Origin of the sequence: Pseudoduganella sp. R-32, assembly GCF_049913245.1 — a bacterium.
Classification (GTDB): Bacteria; Pseudomonadota; Gammaproteobacteria; order Burkholderiales; family Burkholderiaceae_D; genus Rugamonas.
This window is the reverse complement of record NZ_CP183987.1, coordinates 2,373,058-2,392,179: the sequence shown is the minus strand read 5'-3', so window position 1 is coordinate 2,392,179 and position 19,122 is coordinate 2,373,058. Positions and strand designations below refer to the sequence as shown.

The 19,122-nt window shown below is 63.7% G+C and carries 15 protein-coding genes and 1 tRNA gene; 1 reads left to right on the top strand and 15 read right to left on the bottom strand.

Going from position 1 to position 19,122, the window contains the following annotated elements:
* Nucleotides 1–2 precede the first annotated feature (2 nt).
* The 15 genes from ACN9MU_RS10940 to ACN9MU_RS10870 form a co-directional block, all read right to left on the bottom strand.
* Complete coding sequence (locus ACN9MU_RS10940) at nucleotides 3–977, bottom strand: glycosyltransferase (RefSeq protein ID WP_426170554.1); 975 nt, start codon at nucleotides 975–977, stop codon at nucleotides 3–5.
* Nucleotides 974–2,095, bottom strand: a complete 1,122-nt coding sequence (locus ACN9MU_RS10935; RefSeq protein WP_426344570.1) for a glycosyltransferase — start codon at nucleotides 2,093–2,095, stop codon at nucleotides 974–976. The genes ACN9MU_RS10940 and ACN9MU_RS10935 overlap by 4 nt, the downstream gene beginning before the upstream one ends.
* Nucleotides 2,092–3,600: a hypothetical protein gene (locus ACN9MU_RS10930; protein ID WP_426344569.1), complete on the bottom strand. Its 1,509-nt coding sequence runs from the start codon at nucleotides 3,598–3,600 to the stop codon at nucleotides 2,092–2,094. Before ACN9MU_RS10930 ends, ACN9MU_RS10935 begins: the two co-directional genes overlap by 4 nt.
* A 25-nt stretch (nucleotides 3,601–3,625) precedes the next feature.
* Entirely contained in the window at nucleotides 3,626–6,001 is a 2,376-nt protein-coding gene (locus tag ACN9MU_RS10925) for a heparinase II/III domain-containing protein (RefSeq protein WP_426337305.1), read from the bottom strand.
* Between the two features lie 153 nt (nucleotides 6,002–6,154).
* Nucleotides 6,155–7,687, bottom strand: coding sequence for a hypothetical protein (locus ACN9MU_RS10920; protein ID WP_426170548.1), 1,533 nt, complete (start codon nucleotides 7,685–7,687; stop codon nucleotides 6,155–6,157).
* Nucleotides 7,688–7,696: 9 nt separating this feature from the next.
* On the bottom strand, nucleotides 7,697–8,383 hold the full coding sequence (epsI, locus tag ACN9MU_RS10915; RefSeq protein WP_426322308.1) for an exosortase-associated protein EpsI, B-type: 687 nt from the start codon (nucleotides 8,381–8,383) through the stop codon (nucleotides 7,697–7,699).
* Nucleotides 8,380–9,264: an exosortase B gene (gene xrtB, locus ACN9MU_RS10910; protein WP_426337304.1), complete on the bottom strand. Its 885-nt coding sequence runs from the start codon at nucleotides 9,262–9,264 to the stop codon at nucleotides 8,380–8,382. Before xrtB ends, epsI begins: the two co-directional genes overlap by 4 nt.
* On the bottom strand, nucleotides 9,265–10,137 hold the full coding sequence (gene epsG, locus ACN9MU_RS10905) for a chain length determinant protein tyrosine kinase EpsG (RefSeq protein ID WP_426170543.1): 873 nt from the start codon (nucleotides 10,135–10,137) through the stop codon (nucleotides 9,265–9,267).
* Between the two features lie 10 nt (nucleotides 10,138–10,147).
* A complete protein-coding gene (gene epsF, locus ACN9MU_RS10900; protein ID WP_426170541.1) occupies nucleotides 10,148–11,554 on the bottom strand; it encodes a chain length determinant protein EpsF in 1,407 nt (468 codons plus the stop codon).
* Nucleotides 11,555–11,563: 9 nt separating this feature from the next.
* On the bottom strand, nucleotides 11,564–12,355 hold the full coding sequence (gene epsE / locus ACN9MU_RS10895) for a polysaccharide export protein EpsE (RefSeq protein ID WP_426170540.1): 792 nt from the start codon (nucleotides 12,353–12,355) through the stop codon (nucleotides 11,564–11,566).
* A gap of 20 nt (nucleotides 12,356–12,375) precedes the next feature.
* Nucleotides 12,376–13,257: an EpsD family peptidyl-prolyl cis-trans isomerase gene (locus tag ACN9MU_RS10890; RefSeq protein ID WP_426170538.1), complete on the bottom strand. Its 882-nt coding sequence runs from the start codon at nucleotides 13,255–13,257 to the stop codon at nucleotides 12,376–12,378.
* Nucleotides 13,258–13,317: 60 nt separating this feature from the next.
* Complete coding sequence (locus ACN9MU_RS10885) at nucleotides 13,318–14,700, bottom strand: undecaprenyl-phosphate glucose phosphotransferase (RefSeq protein WP_426170537.1); 1,383 nt, start codon at nucleotides 14,698–14,700, stop codon at nucleotides 13,318–13,320.
* A 15-nt stretch (nucleotides 14,701–14,715) separates the two neighbouring features.
* Nucleotides 14,716–15,903, bottom strand: a complete 1,188-nt coding sequence (epsL, locus tag ACN9MU_RS10880) for an XrtB/PEP-CTERM-associated polysaccharide biosynthesis outer membrane protein EpsL (protein WP_426170535.1) — start codon at nucleotides 15,901–15,903, stop codon at nucleotides 14,716–14,718.
* Nucleotides 15,904–15,926: 23 nt separating this feature from the next.
* Complete coding sequence (locus ACN9MU_RS10875; RefSeq protein WP_426170534.1) at nucleotides 15,927–16,667, bottom strand: CAAX prenyl protease-related protein; 741 nt, start codon at nucleotides 16,665–16,667, stop codon at nucleotides 15,927–15,929.
* Nucleotides 16,668–16,795: 128 nt separating this feature from the next.
* Nucleotides 16,796–18,709: an ATP-binding cassette domain-containing protein gene (locus ACN9MU_RS10870; protein WP_426322302.1), complete on the bottom strand. Its 1,914-nt coding sequence runs from the start codon at nucleotides 18,707–18,709 to the stop codon at nucleotides 16,796–16,798.
* Nucleotides 18,710–18,787: 78 nt separating this feature from the next.
* On the opposite strand from ACN9MU_RS10870, the gene ACN9MU_RS10865 reads away from it, so the two are divergent.
* A tRNA-Arg gene (locus ACN9MU_RS10865) sits at nucleotides 18,788–18,862 on the top strand.
* The last annotated feature ends 260 nt before the right edge of the window (nucleotides 18,863–19,122 follow it).

Below are 19,122 nucleotides of genomic sequence, written 5' to 3'. Positions count from 1 at the left end.
CTTCATCCTAGCAAGAACTGCTCGATTTCAGCGCCCGGTTCGCCTCGCCCTTCCAGCTTTCCCGCCGCCAGCCGCACGCGCTGTGCAAGTTCGGCGCGCCGCGCCGGTTGCTCGATCGCACGCGCCAGCGCTTCGCGCATCGCGCCTACGTCGTCATGCGGGACGAAGCCCGGGTAGTCCTCGCCGAGATAGGCTTCAATCGACTCGTGGCGGGTCGCGACCAGCGGCTTCCCATGCCGCAGGACGCGCAGCAGGACACTCTGGCCGCAGGCCTCGCCAACGCCACGCAGCGGCATCGCCACCACGCTGCTGCGCGCCAGCAGGCCTTCGAATTCAGCCTCCGGCAGGTCGCGCAGGATGCGGGTGCTGCCGCGCGCCGGCTGGCGTATCTGGTTGCGCTGCGAAGCGACGATCACCAGCGGCGCCGGCAGGGGTTCGGCTGCTTCCAGCAACAGGTCGTAATCGCGATTGGAGAAACCGCCTGCGAAAATACTGCCGTCATCATCCTGTTGCGCGGCCCGGCCATCCAGCTCCTGCCGCCACAAGTGGCAATGCACGTCCTGCGGCGCCATGCCGACGTTCTGGACCAGGTTGCGCGCCTCCCCCGGCGAGAAGGCGATGAAGCCCAGGCCCGGCACGCGCAGCGCGCGCAGCACACGGTCGGCAAGGCGGCGCGCGCGCTTTCCATGCACGAAGCAGCTCATCACCAGCAGGCGCTGCGGTCGCGGCAGCAAGCCCGCCTTGACCAGCGCCAGCACAGGTAGCGCCTGCCAGCCGACCACCAGCAAGCGGTCGGTCTTTTTCCACAAACCGAAACAGCGCAGCAGCTTCGGCGAGAACATCGACATCACGATGGACAGCTTGCCACTCATGCCCTGCGCGCCGGAGCCCACGATCGTCACGCGCGCACCGCGTTCGCGCAGGTAGCCGGTGATGTCGCGATAGCTGCTCGCTTGCGGAAGCAGGACATGGATCATGGCCGCCGCCCCTCCGCCACCACCTCGCGCAAGATCTGCATATACTGCCGGCTCACCACCTCGGCCGTATGTTCCGAGGCGTAGCGCAGCGCGCCGCCATCCTGCAAGGTGCTGTAGTACTCGGCATCGTCATACAGGCGGTTGATGGACGCCAGCATTGCCGGCACGTCCTGCGGCATCATCCCGGTCCATCCAGGCACGATGCTGAAAGTCGATTGCGGGCACAGCACCGGTGTGCGCGTCGACCACGCATCGCACAGGAAGCCCCACCCCGAATGGCTCTCCGTATAGGCGAACCAGGCCGACGACAGGCGTTGCAGCGCCTCGATGCGCGTCACCCCTTCCACATGCTCGACGCGATCGCCAAGCCGTTCCTGCAGCTGCTTGACAATATGCGCATACGGCCCGCGGCCGATCACCACGAAGCGCTCCACCGGCGTGTGCTCGAGGATGGCAGGCACCGTCTCCAGCCAGCGTTCGCAATTCTTGTGGCGGATCAGCGAGCCGACATAGATCATTTCGCCCTGCCGCCGCTCGCGCGCCGGCCGCCAGTCCGCCGGCCGCTGCGCGCAATGCGCCGCGTAGTAGGCGCGCCGCCCGCGCAAGCCAAGCGTGGCCAGTTGCGGCAGGTCCGCCGGATCGTTGCTCATGAGCGCATCGACCTGCCCGCACACCTGCCACCAGCGCATGCGCCCCGCAACCCGCCCCAGCGCCGGCACGCCGCCGTAATAGCGCCGCCGCAGCAGCTGCACCGGGTCGGCCGACTCCACCCGCAGCAGCACTGGAACCGGGTACAGTGGCCGCAACAATTCCAGCAGCGGCAAGGTATGGAAGGAATTCACCAGCAAAACATCCGGCGGGAAAGCGTCTGCAATTTCGCGTACCTGCGGCAGGTAGCGCGCGGCTTCGTGCGACAAGGCGCGCAAGCTGGGAAAGAGGCGGTGGATCGGCACACCCTGGAAATTTTCGTAGGCCTCGCCCGGCTCGGAACTCTTGAGCGCCGATACGCGCGACGTCACCACCTCCACCGCAACGCCTTTCGCAACCAGCGGCGGCAACACGTACGCTACCTCATCGAAGGTAGGATTCAATCCGGGATAGATGGCAAGCACTTTCATGAAACCTCGCGCAACAGTTGGCGTCCCAGCACTCGGTTGATAAGCTGTCGATCTTTCTCATCAATTGCACCTGACAATAGCAGCGCTACAGCAAAAACGGCGCACAGCAGCATGGTTCCGACCGCCGCGCCCAGCACGCCCTGCCCTGGCAACAGCCAGGCCACGCAAGCCGCCGCGCCAATTGCCAGCAGTGCGCGCGCCCACCAGCGCAAGCCCAGCGGCCAGGCGAATCCGCGCCGCCGCATGCCCGTCACCACCAGCCCGTTGACGATCAGCTCATTGCCCAGCAAGGCGGCAGGCACCAGCCACAAACCCAGGGCCGCAGAGCCCAGCCAGGCCAGCAAGGGGAGCACCAGCAAGGAACACAGCGAGGCCAGCGCCCACATGCCCATCAGTCCAACCGCATTGCATACCACGTTGAGGATCAGCCGATGCAGGCGCAGCGCCAGCCAGCCGCACAGCACCGCAAACAGCAGGCGGTATTCGCCAAAGCGCCCGCCGCTGGCCAGCTGCAGCACCAGGTCGCCATACACCGCCGCCACCGCCAGCACCGGCAGCAAGCTCAGGGCGCTGACCTTGAAGACGAAGTGCGCCCAGCGCTGCAATTCGCCGTAGTCACGATTGCCCGCATAGGCGCCGATCATGCGCGAGCGCACCACCGAGAAAATTACCATGCCGGGCATGTAGTTGCGGATGATATCCGTCAAACGCAGGACGAATCCCAGTCCCGCCATGGCTTCCGGCGCCTGGCTGCGCGCCAGCAGCAGGATCAGGCAGGACGGCGAATACAGGTATTCCACAATGCCGCTGGCATAGTTATGCAAGGCTACGGAGCGCATTTGCGCCTGCGTGGGCGGCAGCCAACCCGCATGCGCATGAACCGGCAAGCTGCGCGCCGCATGCGCCACAAAGCCCGCCGCCAGCAGCAGCGCACCGGCGCTGGCCGCCAGTTCCGCCAGCAGCAGCTGGCGTGCCGTGCCGCTGCCCATCGCAAGCAAGGCGCAGGCGATCATAGCGCCGCGCAGCACCGTGACCAGCTGCATGCGCGATTGCAGGGCCAGCGCCTCCAGCGTGTTGTCGCGCAGGATGCGCATCACGCCTTCCACCACCAGCAGGATGGCCGCCACACCGGCCAGTTCGGGCGGGAACGAAACGGGCAGCACGCCGGCGCCGCGCGCCAGCAGGAGCCCGCCAGCGACCAGGGCCAGCACCAGCATGCGGCAGGTGGCGACCGCCAGCACCAGGCGCAGCAGCGCCTGGCGGCTGCCGCGCAAGCGATATTCGGGAAGGAAGCGCAGCAGCACCCAGTCGAGGCCGAAACTCGACAGCCCGAGGATGAGTTCCACCAGCGCCATGCCGACCACGTAGTGGCCGAACTCGGCGGACGGTAGCACCCGTGCCGACAAGCCAAGCACGCAGGCTGTCAGCACGGCGGTAGGCACCTTGCCTACCAGGAAAGCGGCGATATTACGCCGCGTCTGGGGGCCCGAGTATGGTGCTGTCATGGCATGGCTCAGTCCCCCTGGCGGCTCAAGGCAGCGGCAGCGTAATGGTCTGGCTGCCCACCGTCAGCACGCGGCTGGTGGTGCCGGTGGTCAGCTTGACTGCCGGCTTCTTGCAGCCCACATCGAGCAAGATCACGAACTCGCCCTTGAGTGCGGCCGGGCGCGTGAACGCCGCATGCTCCTCGATACCGGTGCGCGGCGCCGGGCCGTCACGCTTGACCAGGGTGGCCCCCGGCGTGATCGAGCGCACGCAGAGCGAACGGTCGCCGTTGACGATGGTTGCCGTGCCATCGGTGTTGACCGTGATGGCGACCGCCGCGTGGAAGTTCCATTCCCAGGAATGGGCCACCGGCGCGGTCAGCGTATCCATCACCACTGCCGCATCCTGGCTGCGGAAATACCACACCTTGCGCCGGTTCAGCGACAACGCGCCTTCAAACGCCGGCGTGGCATCGCCCTCCACGTAGTCCATGGCGGAGGTGGTCGAGAAGCCGGTGATCTTGCCGTTGCGGCCCAGGTTCACCGTGTTGCCCTCGATGCGCTGGCCAATGCCGTTGTCGTAGGTCACCGCATTGTGCGACTTGGTCGCGCGGTACCAGCTGCTCCACAGCGGCGAGCCGTACCAGTCGTAATACCCGGCCTCGATCAGCAGGCGCTTGCCGCCGCTGTTCAGGACGATCGAATTCTGGTCGCCGTGGCTGTGGTTGTACGAACCGTAGGGGCTGGACTTGAAGTACAGCGAAGTGCGCTTCATGTCCGCCAGCGAGCTGTGCATGGCGGCCCAGCCTACGCTCGGATAAAAGGCGCCGTTCGGCGGGGGCAGCGCGGTCGTCACGGTATTGACCGGCAGCGGCGAAGGCGCCTGCAGCAGGGTCAGTGGATCTTCCACCCCGACCATGCTGCTGAAGTACCATTTTGCCGCCGGCGTATTGAAGCGCGACGCAAAGGCCTTCAGCAGATAGGTGTTGGGCACGTCTTCGTGGCCATCGCCAAACACGTGGTTCGGCGTGCCTGGTGGGACGAAGTGCGCCATGAAGCGCAGGAAGCCGTCCGACCATGGCTTGCGGTAGATCGACACGCCCAGCGCCTGGCTCAGCGGGTCCCAGATCTGGATCGAGAAATCGGCCGCCGCCTGGCCATAGGCGGTGCCGTTGGCATAGCCGCCTTCCGGACCGCTCCAGGTGTACACCTGGTGCACGTAGGTGCGCACCGCAAAGTCGAACCAGGTCTGCGCCGCCGGCACGTCGCCCAGGTTCAGCGCCGCGATCAGCGCCAGGAAGCCCAGCGTGTTGCCGCCGTGGGCGTCATACGGGTACTGGTCCATGCGGCCATTGCTGCCGGCCAGGTCGTTGTAGATATCCGTGGTACGGCGCGCGATGGAAGCTTGCCAGTTTGCCTTGCGCGTGGCGTCGAGGTTATTCCACAGCATGTCGAGCGCCTTCGACAGCGACAGCGCGATGGTGCGCGTCGCCTGGTCCTGGTTGGCATAGCTGGTCGGCCCGGTCGGGCTCAGCGCAGCCAGTTCGTCGCCGCGCTTGATCGCTTCGTTCAGGTAGGCGGTGGCGATGGCCTCGCCCTGCTTCAGGCGGTACAACAAGGCAGCCGCTTCCACCTGGTGCGCCGTACGGTTGATGCGGTTGCGGATATCGGAGTTCTGGTTGCTGAGCGCCGTGGTCATGGTGCCGCTGCTGATCAGCGGCCAATCGCTGTCACGCACCGGCGCCATGGTCAGGCGCGACTGCACGGTCTCGATCAGGCGCCGCACCTGGTCGCCGCGCTCGGTCACCATGGCCGAGGTCCACTTCAGGTAAGGCAGGAAGTTCGGCGCCAGCGTGCGCGAGCGGCCATGGCGCAGCACATTGTCGCGCAGGGTGGCGTTGTCGTAGACCTCGAACTTGATGGCGCTGCTGTCGATGGTGAAGCTGCGCACGGTCGACCAGTCCTTGGCCACCGCTTCAGCCAGCGGCACCACTGCGGCTTCGGCTGCCGCTTCGATCTGCGCCAGGTTCGAGCCGGCAGCCTTGGCCTTGGCGCGCGCTGCCGCGTCTGCATCGTTCATGGCCTGGGTGCGGGTGAACGGCGCCACCTTCCAAGTATAGATGCCGGCCGTGGCGAAAGCGTGGGTCGGCAGCAGCCAGTTGCGCGGCACCACGTGCTTGATGGGCGAGGCGGTGCCGGGCGGCTGGATGATGACCAGGTACCAGGTGGACGAAGTAGCGATCGGATAACGCGACCAGGAAAATCCCGGCGGATTCTGTGGCTGCAATTGCATCTTGTCCGGCGCCGGGCGCACAGCTTCGATGTTGGGGGAAATCGCCCAGTCGGCGCGGCTCGCACTTGCGAACGTGGCCAGGGCGGCGAAGACTGCATGGGGCAAGAGGGAATATTTAACGAATTTCATGTGATACTCTCCAGACAATTTCGTTTGCGAATCAATAAGTTAACGACTTTTTGATCCGGCACAACAAGGAAAGTCTAACATCACGCATTTCACAAATTCGTTTCCGTGCGACAAAATTTTTGTAACAGTGTCGCTCAGAAATGACACAATCCCCTAGCCTTGGGACGAGCCGAAACGGCACAACTGGACAATCGTCCCCATGCACATCATCAGGAGCAGCTGGGCGGTGGGTTCATCCATCAGCGCGCGGTTATATACGAGCATCATCAGGAACAGCAGCATGGCTGCGACACAGGTATCTGCCAGCGCGAGCTGGGCCACGCTACCTTGTTTTCGGCGCACGTAGCGCCAGGCAGCTAGCAGTGAAAACAGTAGCATGGAGCTATAAGCGAGAGCGCCCAATAGGCCCACATCCCAGAGCAGGATCGCCAGCGCCGTGGCATCGAGATGCAGCGGCTGGTAGCGCTTGGCGACCTCGCCCGCGCCGAGCAGGCCGGACGGTTTGCTGGCGCCCGGTCCGTAGCCGACCAGGCGGCGCGGCACCGAAGCCAGCGGGTCATGCGCCCACAGCGCAAGCGAAGCGGCGCGGCTGATCTCGCCGGTGCGGTAATTGACGTTGTTCGGGTCGAAGAAGTAGCCGCCGCCGCGGTCCAGCTTTTCGGCCATGCTATGCGCCGACTGCACCTTCTTGCCCCAGTACAGCGTTTCGTACACGGTGTACGTGGTGCCGACGAAGGCTGCTAGCAGCACGGCAAAGCCGATGAAGGCGCCGATGCTGCGCAGGATGCGCTTCCGCAGCACCCAGGCCAGCACCAGCGGCAACCAGACGAAAGCAGCCTTCACCTCGCCCAACAGGATGATGGCAAAGCCGGTCGCCTGGAAAGCCCACATCGCCTTGCCCGACATCTGGCCCGCGTTCCAGCGCGAAGCGGCATAGCCCATGGCCAGCACGGTGAACAAGACCATGATTGCACTATTGCCGCCAAAGCCAGGCGTGCCGCCAAAGGTCCCCACGATGGAATCGAAGGTGGTTGTCGTGGCGACGAAAAAGTGCTGGTACAGCACCACAGGCACCTGCACCAGCACGACCCAGAACATCATGCGCCAGCTGAGCTCCAGGTGCTGCTCCTTCCAGCGAAACCAGTACAGGGCAAACAGCACCGAAAACATCGGCAGCATGGCTTTCGCCGCCGAGAAGATCTGCGACTTCGGCACGCGGTTGAACACCAGGCTGATCACGAAGGCCGCCACGAACAACACAGCCGCCAGCTCAACGGTCGAGCCGTCGCCCTTGCGCATGCGCTGCTGCTCGCGCTTGTGCACCACCAGGTCAAGCAGTGCGCGGCAAAAGAACAAGATGGCCAGGCCGAAGGCCAGCCAGGCGGCCGGCCGCAATTTCAGGAAGTAGACGGCCGAACCCTGCAGCAGGAAGGTCAGCACGAACAGGCACCAGAACATGCCATGCAGCGGCAGGACGAACACCATCAGCACCGACAAGACGGCCGTGCCGACGATGGCCACCAGCGGCGGCGAATCGAGCCCTCCGACCACGCCGACGAAGACCGCCAGCAGCAGGAAGGGGAGCAGCAGCATCAGCGGCAGCCCGCGATTGGGACGAACCAGCGCGCGCGGTCCGGCGGCGACGGCAGTTCCCGCTGCAGCCCGGTGGAACAATGGCATGCGCATCGTCGCCCCCTATCCTTCGAACACGCCGACCAGGCGCTCACGCGCGGGCTTGTCGAGCGCAGACAGCAGCGCGCGCACGAACTGGTCATGCAGCGCGTAAGCCGGAGCGGAATCGGCGCTGATGCTCGACACCCTCACCAGCATGCCGTCTGGCACCGTGCCGCTCAAGCCGTAGCGCAATTCCTGCAGGCGCTGGTCGACGCCGGGCATGGTCGCCTTGCGCCCGACCGTAATCCAGTAGGTAATCGGTTCCTGGCGCGCACCGGCAACGGCAAACAAGCGCTTCACCGGCAGCACGCCGAGTCCCGTATCGAGGCTGCTTTTCCGGCCATCGCGCACGGTGAAGCCCTGCGCCGTATAGCAGACCTCAGGCTTGTGCACGCCCATATTGTCGCCTTGGTCGCCACCGTAAGCGATCGACAGCATGATGCGCTCGCCATTGCGGTTGACATAGGTGCGGCCGAGGGTCTGGTTGTAGATCTTGTCCAGCTTGGCCTGCGTGGCGGGATCGACTTGCAGCGGCATCACCCGCGTATCGACCTGCCACTCGCCGAAGGTGCGCGGCACCATCTGCTCCAGGCTGAAGCGCCCAGCCGCATCGGCCATGCGCGCCGTCGGGGTCAAGGCCCGAGTCAGCGCGGCGGAACACACCATCAGCGCGCCCAGCGCCAAGCTCACCATCATTGATTTTTTCATGAGTTTCGCCACCTGACGAACCATTGCAGGAAGGCGTCCACGCCGATAATCAGCAGCAGCGCCGTGATGAAGAGCACCATGCCGGCAAAGCCGTGCAGGAAGCCCTGCCCTGCCGCATCGCCCAGGTAGTAGGTCACCAGCGACAGCGTGATCACGCGGATCACGTTGGCGGTAAAGGAGATCGGGATGATCAGCAGCGCCAGCGCCACGTTGCGGAAGGCCGAGGAATGCCGCACCACGTTCAGGTAAAACAGCCCGAGCGCCTCCAGCGTCAGCAGGGTTTGCAGCCCGGCGCAGGCATCGGCCACCAGCAACTGGTACTGGCCCACCTGCAGGATCACGCCGCTGCGCGCAATCGGGTAGCCCGCCGCATACAGCATGTGCTCCGTCGCCCAAGACACCGCCATCTTCATCGGCATGGTCAGCATGCCGACCAGGGGCCCGGGCAGCGGCACCATGAAGGCCATGAAAAAGAAGGCGAACCACTGCACACGCAGCGCGCCATGGCCGCATTTGAGCATCAGCACCGCGGCCAGCAGCAGGACGAAGGAGGCAATTTCGAAGGCGATGATGCCTTGCGAGCGGCCCAGGATGTAGGCCAGCAGGCCCACGCCCAGCACCGGCCAGCCGGCAGCGGCGGGCTGGCCGTCGGCGCGCGCCTGCATGGCCGGCCATTGCCGGTACATCAGCCACAGCGCGAGCAGCAGGATGATCGGCCCATGGGCCTGCTCCTCGGTCGCCCACAAGCCGGTGAACAGGCGATAGAAGGTGGGGACATACAGCACCAGCATGCCGGCCAGGACGGGCGCCCAATCGGGCAGCGCATCGCGCAGGGCCGCACGCGCTGCGGCTTGGGGGCGGATGGCCAGGCCCGGGTCCACTCAGAACTCCAGCAGCACGGAACCTACCACTTCGGCCCCGGCATAGCGCACCTGCTCGCTGAGCGCCGCCACCTCGTACAGCGAGGTGGCATTGCGATGCACCACCAGCAGCACGCCGTGGGCCCGCGCCATCACCGGCAGCGAGTCGTGCGCCGTCAGCACGTCCGAGGTGTCGTACAGCACGACATCGTGCAGCGCCTCAAGCTGGGCATTGAGGCCGGTGAAGTCCTTGCGCGCCAGCAGTTCGGCCGGATTGGGCGGCAGCGTGCCGGCGCCCAGCACGGACAGCGATTCGAACGCGTCGATGCGCGTCACCGCCGCCATCGTGGCGCGCCCGGCCAGCATGTCCGACAGCCCTGTCTTGCCCTGCAGGTTGAAGATCTCGTGCTGGGAAGGCTGGCGCAGGTTGGCGTCCACCAGCAGCGTGTTCTGCCCCAGTTGCGAAAACACCACCGCCAGGTTGGCGGCGAACAGGCTGGTGCCGGAACCCGGCTCGACGCCGACGATGGCCAGCGACTTGTGGCCGCGTGCAAACCAGCGCAGCATCAGCTGGCCGCGCACTGCGCGCAGCTTTTCGACCTGGCGGCTGAAAGGGTCGTAGGCAGCGACCAGGCGCGAAGAGAAATACTTTTCCCCGGCCGGGATATAGGGATAGTCGAACTGCCGCGCCAGCACTTGCTGGATGTCGGCCGCGCTGACCATGCCCAGCGCCTGCGCCGCCTCGCCGAAGCGCACGCCGGTTTCCTCCTGCATGCGCAGCACGGCATCGGTATTTTCCGGCGTCAGCTTGCCCGCTTCCTGCAGCAGGGCGCCGATGGTCGCATCGCCCACGCCGTGCGGCGAGGCGGGATTGAAATGCAATGGGCTGTTCATCAGCACCTCCTCAGTTCAGCCGCAGCGTGCGCGGCGCATGCAGGTGCGGCAGGCCGAAGCGGCGCTGGCGCGGCGGATTCCAGTCGATCGTGGCCAGCACCGGAATGTGCACCACTTCGGCCAGGTCGGCTTCCGACCGCACGCGGCGATCGAACATTTCAGACAGCATCGCAATGCCGATGCCCAGCATGCTCCCCAGCAGCAGCGACAGCACCGTGTTCAGTACCACGCGCGGACCAGCCGGCTCGATCGGCGCCACGGCCGGGTTCAGCACCGACACGTCGGACTGGTCGGAGCCGCCCTCGATGCGGGTCTGCGAAGAGCGCTGCGAGGCATTGTCGAAGGCACGCTGGGCGCTCTCGACATCCTTGTTCAGCACATTCATTTCATCGCGCTGGCGGTTCAGCTGCAGCACCTTGGTCTTCTGGTCGGCCAGCGCCGTGCGCAACGCTGCTTCGCGCTGGGCAAAGACATTGGCGTTGTTGCTGACCGAGGAAGTAACCAGGGCGGTCTGCTCATTGAGGCCGGCCCGCAGGCGCGCCACTTCGGCCGCGGCGCTCTGGTATTGCGGGTGGTTGCGGCCCAGGCGCTGGCCCATTTCCGCCAGCTTGGATTCCTGCTGCGCCAGGTTGACGCGCAGGTTCTGCACCACCGGGCTGGCCGTCACGTCCGGCGAAGCGCTGCCGGAGCCGCGCGCCACCGACTGCCGCGAATTGGCTTCCATCGCCTGCGACTGCGCCGCCACCAATTGCGCCGACAGGTCGTTCAGGCGCATCGATTCGACGTCGAGCCGGTTGTCGACGCTGACGATGCCGTGCTCCTGCTGGTATTTCGACAGCTTGGCCTGCGCCACTTCCAGGTTATCGCGCAGCACTTTCAACTGTGCGTTGAAATAATTGGTGGCCTTCTTCATCGGCTCGACCTTGAGCTGCACATTGATCTTCTGGTATTCGTCGGCGAAGGCATTGGCCACCGCGGCGGCAAACTGCGGATCGGAAGCCTTGAAGGTGACGTTCAGCACCGAGCTTTCCTTGGCCGGCACGATATCGAGCTTCTTCTGCAGCAGGTCGGCCAGCCAATCGCGCACTGTGCCCTTGCCGCCTGTCGACTCATTGAACTGGGCGATGACGGCCGGGCTTTCGGCCAGCTTGAGCTGGTCCACCACGCGCAGCGCGACATTCTTGCTGCTGATGATGTCGATCTGCGTCGCCATATAGCCGGGCAAGAGCTGGCCCGGCAGGGCCATGCCGGTCAGCGGATCGACGCCCTTGTAATTCATCACCAGCGAACTGGTCGCCTCATACGTCTTGGGCAGCAGCAGGCTGACTACGAGGGTGGCGGCCACCGTGACCAGCAAGGTCAGCAGCACGATCTTCTTGCGCGCCTGGAGGATCAGCAGGAACTGGGCGAAATTCATGACACCTCCTTAGAACCAGCTTTCCTTGATGAAGATGACGTCGTCGGTCTGCACCACGTCCTCGTTCTTGGCGGCGATCACCTGCACCGTGCCGTCACCGCCGCGGCGCTTGATCTTGATGCCGCTTTCAGTGCCGCGCGGGGTCAGGCCGCCGCCCACCGCCAGCGCCTGGCTGACCGTCATGGTGCGCTCCAGCCGGAAGGAACCGGGGCGCTGCACCTCGCCATAGATGTAGAAGCGCGGCGAACGCTCGGCATAGATCACATCGTTGGGGCCGAGCTCGATCTCCTTGTCCAGCGCGCCATTGCGCACCATGTCGACCACGTCGATCACGGTCTTGGTGGTCTTGCCATCGCGGGTGCGCACCACACTCACGGTATCGCCGCCATCGGCATTGAAGCCGCCGGCCTGCGCCAGCATGTCCATCACCCCGCGCTTGCCGCCATCGAGCGGATAGCGCCCCGGACGGTTCACCATGCCCAGCACCGACACTTGCGCGCTCTGGATCTGCGAGACGATGATGCTGACCTGCGCCGTTTTCAGGTAGCCCTTCTTGACCAGCTGCTCGCCAATCGCCCGCTCGGCCTGCTGCACTGTCATGCCGCTGACCTTGACTTCCCCCAGCAAGGGGAAGGTGATCTTGCCCGATTCGCTGACCCGGGTCTCTGTCGCCATGTCCGGGTTGCCGAACACGGAAGCCTTGATCACGTCGCCTGCGCCCAGCGTCAGGTCGGCCGCCTGTGCAAAGCCTGCACCCAGTACGAAAGCCATCGCCACCATCCACATCAGTAGTCGTTTCATGATTGCTCCTCGATCCAGTATTATTTCAGGCCGGCCACACCACGTTCCAGTGCGGTGGCCGGGGCGCCCGCATCCGCTACCGGCGAGGGCTGGTTGATATAGGCGATCTTGGCGCTGGCGCGCAGGCGCTTGACCTCCTCCTCGGCCGACTCCTTGCCCTTCTTGGCGACCAGGTATTGCTCGATCTGCGGCCTGGCCGCATCCAGTTCCACCGGCGAAGAACGGATATCGGCAATGGTGACCAGCATGCTGCGCTCGCCCTCGCGCACGATGAAGAGCTGGCCCTTCGACAGCGCCAGCAACTTGGCCGACAGTTCCGGCGGCAGCTCCGAGCCGCTGCGGCTCAGTTGCGCCTTCTGGTACTTGACCTTGTGCTGGTCGAGCCAGGCTGCCACCTCATCGAGCGAACGGGTCTTGTCCATTACCGCCTTCAACTCATCGTTCACCTCGCGTGTCGGCAAGATGATTTCACGCATGTCGAAATGCTTGCGTTGCGCAAAGAATTGCGGGTTCTGGCTGTAATAGGCTTCCACTTCCGCCGCGGTCGGCTTGGCCGGCGTGCCGAGGCGCTTCTGCATATAGGCTTGCGCCAGGATCACCGAGCGCGCCCTCTCGATCGCCTGCACCACGCGCGGATCGCGGTCGACCTTCTCTTTCGCCGCTTCGCCGATCAGCAACTGGCGGTCGATCAGGGCCTCCAGTGCCTGCTTGCGCGCGGCTTCCTGTTGCGCGGCCGGAGCGTTACTGCGCGACAGTTCGTCGTTCAACTGCATCACGGTGATTTCCTCACCATTGACGTTGGCCAGGGCCTGGCCCGGTTTCTGTTCCGCCTTGCTGCTGCAGGCGGAAACGAGGACCACCAGCATGCCCGCGAAAGCCATATTCGGGTTGATGTGCTTCAAAATATCCTCCCTCGACTGTTGCAACTCATTCTAATAGCGCGACCAGCGCGCACGATTGACTCAGTACGCGTTTTGCCGCTTCAACACCACCTTGACTGTCCGCAAGATGATCCACAGGTCGAGCCACAGCGACCAGTGGCGCAGGTAGTCCAGGTCATAGCGGATGCGCGCCTCCATCTTTTCCAGGGTCTCCGTTTCACCACGCAGGCCGTTGACCTGGGCCCAGCCGGTAATGCCCGGCTTGACCTTGTGGCGCAACATATAGCCCTTGATTAGCTTGCGGTATTGTTCGTTGTGGGCAACGGCATGCGGGCGTGGCCCGACTATGCTCATCGTTCCTTGCAGCACGTTGATAAATTGCGGCAATTCATCCAGCGAGGTGCGGCGCAGGAAGGCGCCGATCTTCGTGATGCGCGCGTCATGGGCAGTGGCTTGCTTCACCACCGGACCGTCCTCCGTCACGCGCATCGAGCGGAATTTGTAGACGATGATTTCCTCGCCATACAGGCCGTAGCGGCGCTGGCGGAAAATCACCGGGCCTGGTGAACTGATCCACACGGCCAGCGCAATCACCAGCATCAGCGGCGCCAGCGCCATCAGGATCGCACTGCCGATCAGCACGTCGCTGGCGCGCTTGACGATGCCGTCGAAACCGACAAACGGCGTTTCGCAAATCGCCACCACAGGCATGCCGCCCACGCTGTCGAAACGCGCCTGCATCAGGTCAAACACATAAATATCGGGCAGGAAATAGACCGAGGCCGTGGTGTCCTGCAACTCGTCCAACAGCTTGCGGATGCGCGGCTGGGCCGAAATCGGCTGGCTGATGAAGATCATCTTGATGTGGTGGTCACGCACGAAACCGGCGACCTCGCCCATATTGCCCAGCACGGGGTGCGACAGGCCCGACTTGCGGCGGTCGGCAGTACGGTCATCGAAGAAGCCGCGCACGCTGAGGAACAGGTTGGGCATGCGCTCCACGGTGGCGGCGAACTTGGTGCCCACTTCATTGGCGCCGACGATGACCACCGAGCGCACCTCGCTTTCCTTGGCCGGGTCGGTGCCGACATGGCGGGCCGCCAGGTGGCTCATGAGCAGCGCGAACGGCGTCGCCAGGAACCAGCTGAACACCACGGCCTCATCGTAGTGGTAAGCAAGGCCGCTGACATTGCCAAGGAAGACCAGGATCACGGCGGTGACGATCCAGCCCATGAAGATATCGCGTGCATAGGCGGTGATCCGTCCGCTGCGCCAGGTGCGGTAAGGATCGACGTGCTGGTACACCGCCGACGAGATGAAGAAAGCCAGTACCATCAGCACCAGCGAATACCCGGTAAACGGCTCCCCATACACCATCGACGTGGCGTACAGCATCCCCATGATGATCAGCGGATCGAGCACACGCTGGAAAAAGGAGACCAGGGGAATATCGTTTACCGTCATCGTCGCTCCTTGTCATCAGAACTGCACTGTGGCCATGAAGGAAACGCCCTTGGCCTTGTAGCTGCCGGTGCCGATCAGCGGCGTGCCGGTACGGCGGTCCTTGAAGCCGGTCACGCTCAGCTGGACCTTGCGCCAGGGCTGGTAGACCACGCCGACATTGGTGCTGCGCGTGGTATCGCTCGGGTCGCCATTGAAGGTGACGTAGGGCATGCGTTCGAATTTGCGTTTCTCGCGCTTGATCCCGGCGTTGGCCTGCACCTTGGCCGAGAGGTCCCAGGTGGCATTCAGGCTGGCGCCCTTGTTGACGCTGTTGTTGACCACGATGCTTTCCACCGCCGCGAATTCGCGCCAGGTCTCGGCGGAAAAGCGCAGCTTGCTGCGCGGCCGCCAGTTCAGCGTGGCGCGGCCGTTAAGGCCGCTGGTGTCACGCTCGGTAAAGGTATCGTGCTTGCGCTTGGCGTAGCCGGCCAGCAATTGCAACTGCGTGATGTCGCTGTACAGCCAATTGATATTGGCTTTCAGCTCATCCTGCGTATAGTTCTGGTCGAGGAAGGTGGCTCCGATTCGGCGCGGGTTCAGGAAGTTGCCTTTGATATGGCGTGCCACCAGGCCTACCCTGCTGCCGCTCGACGCATGATAGTCGATGCCGACTTCACTACGGTCTTCCTTGCGGTTGTTCAGGCTTTGCGCTTCCAGCTCGTAGTCGAAACGGTCACGCTGGAAGCCGGTGTAAATGCGCCAGCTCGGATGCATGCGCCAGCCGCCGTTGGCGTACTCGCGGCGCTGCGTGCGCAGGTTGCGTTCTTCCGAGTGGAAATCGTTGAACGGCGTCAGCACCTGCTGGTAGCTGCCGCCGATATTGCCGTCGAAGTGGTTGCCCACCACCCAGGCCCAGTCCAGGCTGAAATCCTTGCCGTTGTAATCAAGCTGGTCGTAGTGGTCGAAAGTCACGCGCGAGACTTTCGCTTGCCCGGTAATCTTCTGGCGCCCGATGGGGCGATCCAGCGCAATGCCGGCAATGGCTTGCGTGGCGCGGTCGGAACGCTGGATGCCGTCCGGCGTATTGTCCGGCAGGCGCAGCAGGTTGTCGTCGTAGGTCTGGCCCACGCTGATAAAGGGCTTGAAGGTTTCGCTGATGTCCGCCTGCGCAGGACTGCACGCCAGTGCGGCAGCCAGCGCCAATGGAGTTGGCAGGATGCGCATATTATTTTTAGCCTTATGTAACACTACCAATAGGTCCAGCTGCCGGTCACCATGATCCAGGCAGCCAACAAGCCGTTCGTCACGGCATGCCCCAGGACGGGAGTCCACAGCGTTTCGCTGCGCATGTACAACAAGGTGTAGGCAAGGCCCGCGACAATGCCGGCCAGCCACAAGTTATGTTCGATACCGAACAGAAGAATCGAAATCGCTGCTGCACGCAGGCCGACAGCTGCCGGACGCAACGACAGGAAATCACGTTGTTCCAGCCAACGCAGCAGGAAGGAACGCCAGAACAGTTCTTCCATCACTGGCACCACCAGGGCCGCGCCCAATGCACGCACGGCAACCAGCGGCCAGTCGATGCGGCCATCGCTGCCGGCGGCATCGAAACCGCGCGCAGCGCCAATCTGCATCCAGCTCGCATCGAGTGCAAGCCATAAGACGAAGACACCGGCGCCGATGCCGGCGGCAACGAAGGCGTCGCGCCTGGCAGGCAGCGTGCGCAATTCGCGGTAATGCCTGCGCCACGCCAGCAGCATTGCCAGCACCAGCGCAATCTTGGCGGGATACAGCCAGCGCATGGTGTTAGCGTGCGCACCGAATCGTTCAAGCACGTCGGCGAAGATGATGAAAATAATGAAGGTGGCAAACGGCAGCACGCGCGGCATGGCGCCGCTGCGGGCGCGCAGTGCGAGCACAGGCGCGGCAGCCGCGCTGGCCTGCGGCTGTTGGGAAATGCGCTTAGGTGGCTGCTGTAAAGTCACGATATCTGCCTTCCCGTTGGAAATGCCGAAGCAGGACTGCCTCGGCATTAAGGTTGTCAGATATTACAGCGGGCAATCGTGCGCAAGCGCACGAAAGTGAGAAAGTGCAAAGAGTGGATTGAGTTACATCAAACGTTGTTGCGGGATTCGATTGCTTCCCAACGCTCCAGCGCTGCCATCAGCTCTTCTTCAATCTGCGCAATGCGTTCGTTGAGGCGCTTCGCTTCCGCTGGCGTCTTCTTATAGAAGTCCGGATCGGACAGCGTGAGGTTCAGCGCGGTTTGTTCGTCTTCCAGTTTGGCAATGAGTTGCGGCAATTCTTCGAGCTCGCGCTGTTCCTTGTAGCTGAGTTTTTTTGCCTTGGCTGGCGCCGGTGCCGCGGGCGCGGCCGGTGCTGCGGCGGGTTTTGCTTCAGCCTTCTTCGGCGCGGGTGCAGCGGCAACGCTGGCGTCGCGCACGCGTTCCCAATCGCTGTAGCCGCCCACATACTCTTTCCACTTGCCCTGCCCTTCGGCAACGATCACTTGCGTGACGACATTATCGAGGAACATGCGGTCGTGGCTGACAAGGAAGACGGTACCGGCGTAATCCTCCAGCAATTCTTCCAGCAGTTCCAGCGTGTCGATGTCGAGATCGTTGGTCGGTTCGTCCAGCACCAGCACGTTGGCAGGCTTGGCGAACAGGCGCGCCAGCAGCAGGCGGTTGCGCTCGCCACCGGACAGCGAACTCACCAGCGAGCGCGCGCGTTGCGGCTCGAACAGGAAGTCACCAAGGTAGCTCATGACGTGCTTGCGCTGGCCATTGATTTCGACCCAGTCCGAGCCGGGCGAAATGGTATCGGCCAGCGTGGCATTGTCGTTCAACTGCGCGCGCATCTGGTCGAAATATGCCACCTGCAATTTGGTGCCCTGCTTGATGGTGCCGGCGTCAGCCTGCTCTTCACCGAGGATCAGCTTGAGCAGCGTGGTCTTGCCGGCGCCGTTCGGACCGATCAAGCCGACCTTGTCGCCGCGCATGATGATCGCGCTGAAGTCGCGCACGATGACCTTCTCGCCGAAGTCCTTGCTGACGTTTTCCAGTTCCGCCACGATCTTGCCGGAACGCTCGCCAGTGCCCACTTCCAAGCGCACCTGGCCTTGCTGGTCGCGGCGCGCAGAGCGCTGCTCGCGCAGGCGCTCCAGGCGGCGCACCCGACCTTCATTACGCGTGCGGCGTGCTTCAACGCCTTTGCGGATCCACACCTCTTCCTGCGCCAGCACCTTGTCGAACTTGGCATTCTCCACTTCCTCGATCGCCAGCTGCTCCTGCTTGCGCGTCTGGTAGGCGCTGAAGTTGCCAGGGTAGGACAGCAGGATGCCGCGGTCCAGTTCAATGATGCGGGTCGCCACGTTATCCAGGAAGGAGCGGTCGTGGGTGATGAACAGGATGCTGCCCTTGAAATCGCGCAGCAGGCTCTCAAGCCACTGGATCGAGCTGAAGTCCAGGTGGTTGGTCGGTTCGTCCAGCAGCAGCACGTCCGGTGCGCCAACCAGGGCGCGCGCCAGCGCGGCACGCTTCTTGGTGCCGCCCGACAGGGTTTCCACCAGCACCGAGCCATCCAGGTTCAGGCGGCCCAGCACGTTTTCCACCCTGTTATCCAGGTTCCAGGCATCACCGGCATCCAGCAGGACCTGGATGTCGTGCATGCGCTCCATCAGCTTGTCATCGTCGCCCTGGCCGAACTGGCTGGTCAGCGCGTCATACTCCTTGCGCAGCGTCGGCAGTTCGCCCAAGCCCGCGGCGACGGCATCGTGCACGGTATGGCCCGTCTCGAATTGCGGCTCCTGCTCCACGTAGACGATCTTCAGGCCTTGCTGCATCACCAGCAGGCCGTCATCCAGCTTTTGCATGCCGGCGATAATTTTCAGCAAGGAGGACTTGCCGGTGCCGTTGCGCCCGATCAGGCCGATCCGCTCCCCAGTCTCGAGGGAAAATTCAGCGTGGTCCAGCAGGGCGTGGTGGCCAAAAGCCAGTTGTGCGGATGTTAAGGAAATGACAGCCATGGGGTGCAAATAGGGACAGAAAAACAAGCATTTTACCTGTTGCTAGCCTGTCAGCTATAATTGCGCTCGCTTTGCGTCCTCCCCGTAGCACAATGGATAGTGCACATGCCTCCTAAGCGTGGGATACTGGTTCGATTCCAGTCGGGGGGACCAATCGGCACTCTCACCGCATTCCCCCTCACCTCATACATCCCGCAACTCAAGGCCAAGCGCGTTTCCAGTCGTTTTGCGCTGTCTCCGCCTGCCATTCCATCACAATCCGCCTCCGACATTTAGGCCTGAAGCCGTATGCCCGCTGCCGCGTCCAGTCCGGTGGATCGGGAGCCTCGTACTGTGCGAGCTGTTTTTTTTATATCATGCTAAAGTTGCAAGTTGACCGACAGAAATATCTTGCCCTGAGCCGCCTGACGACC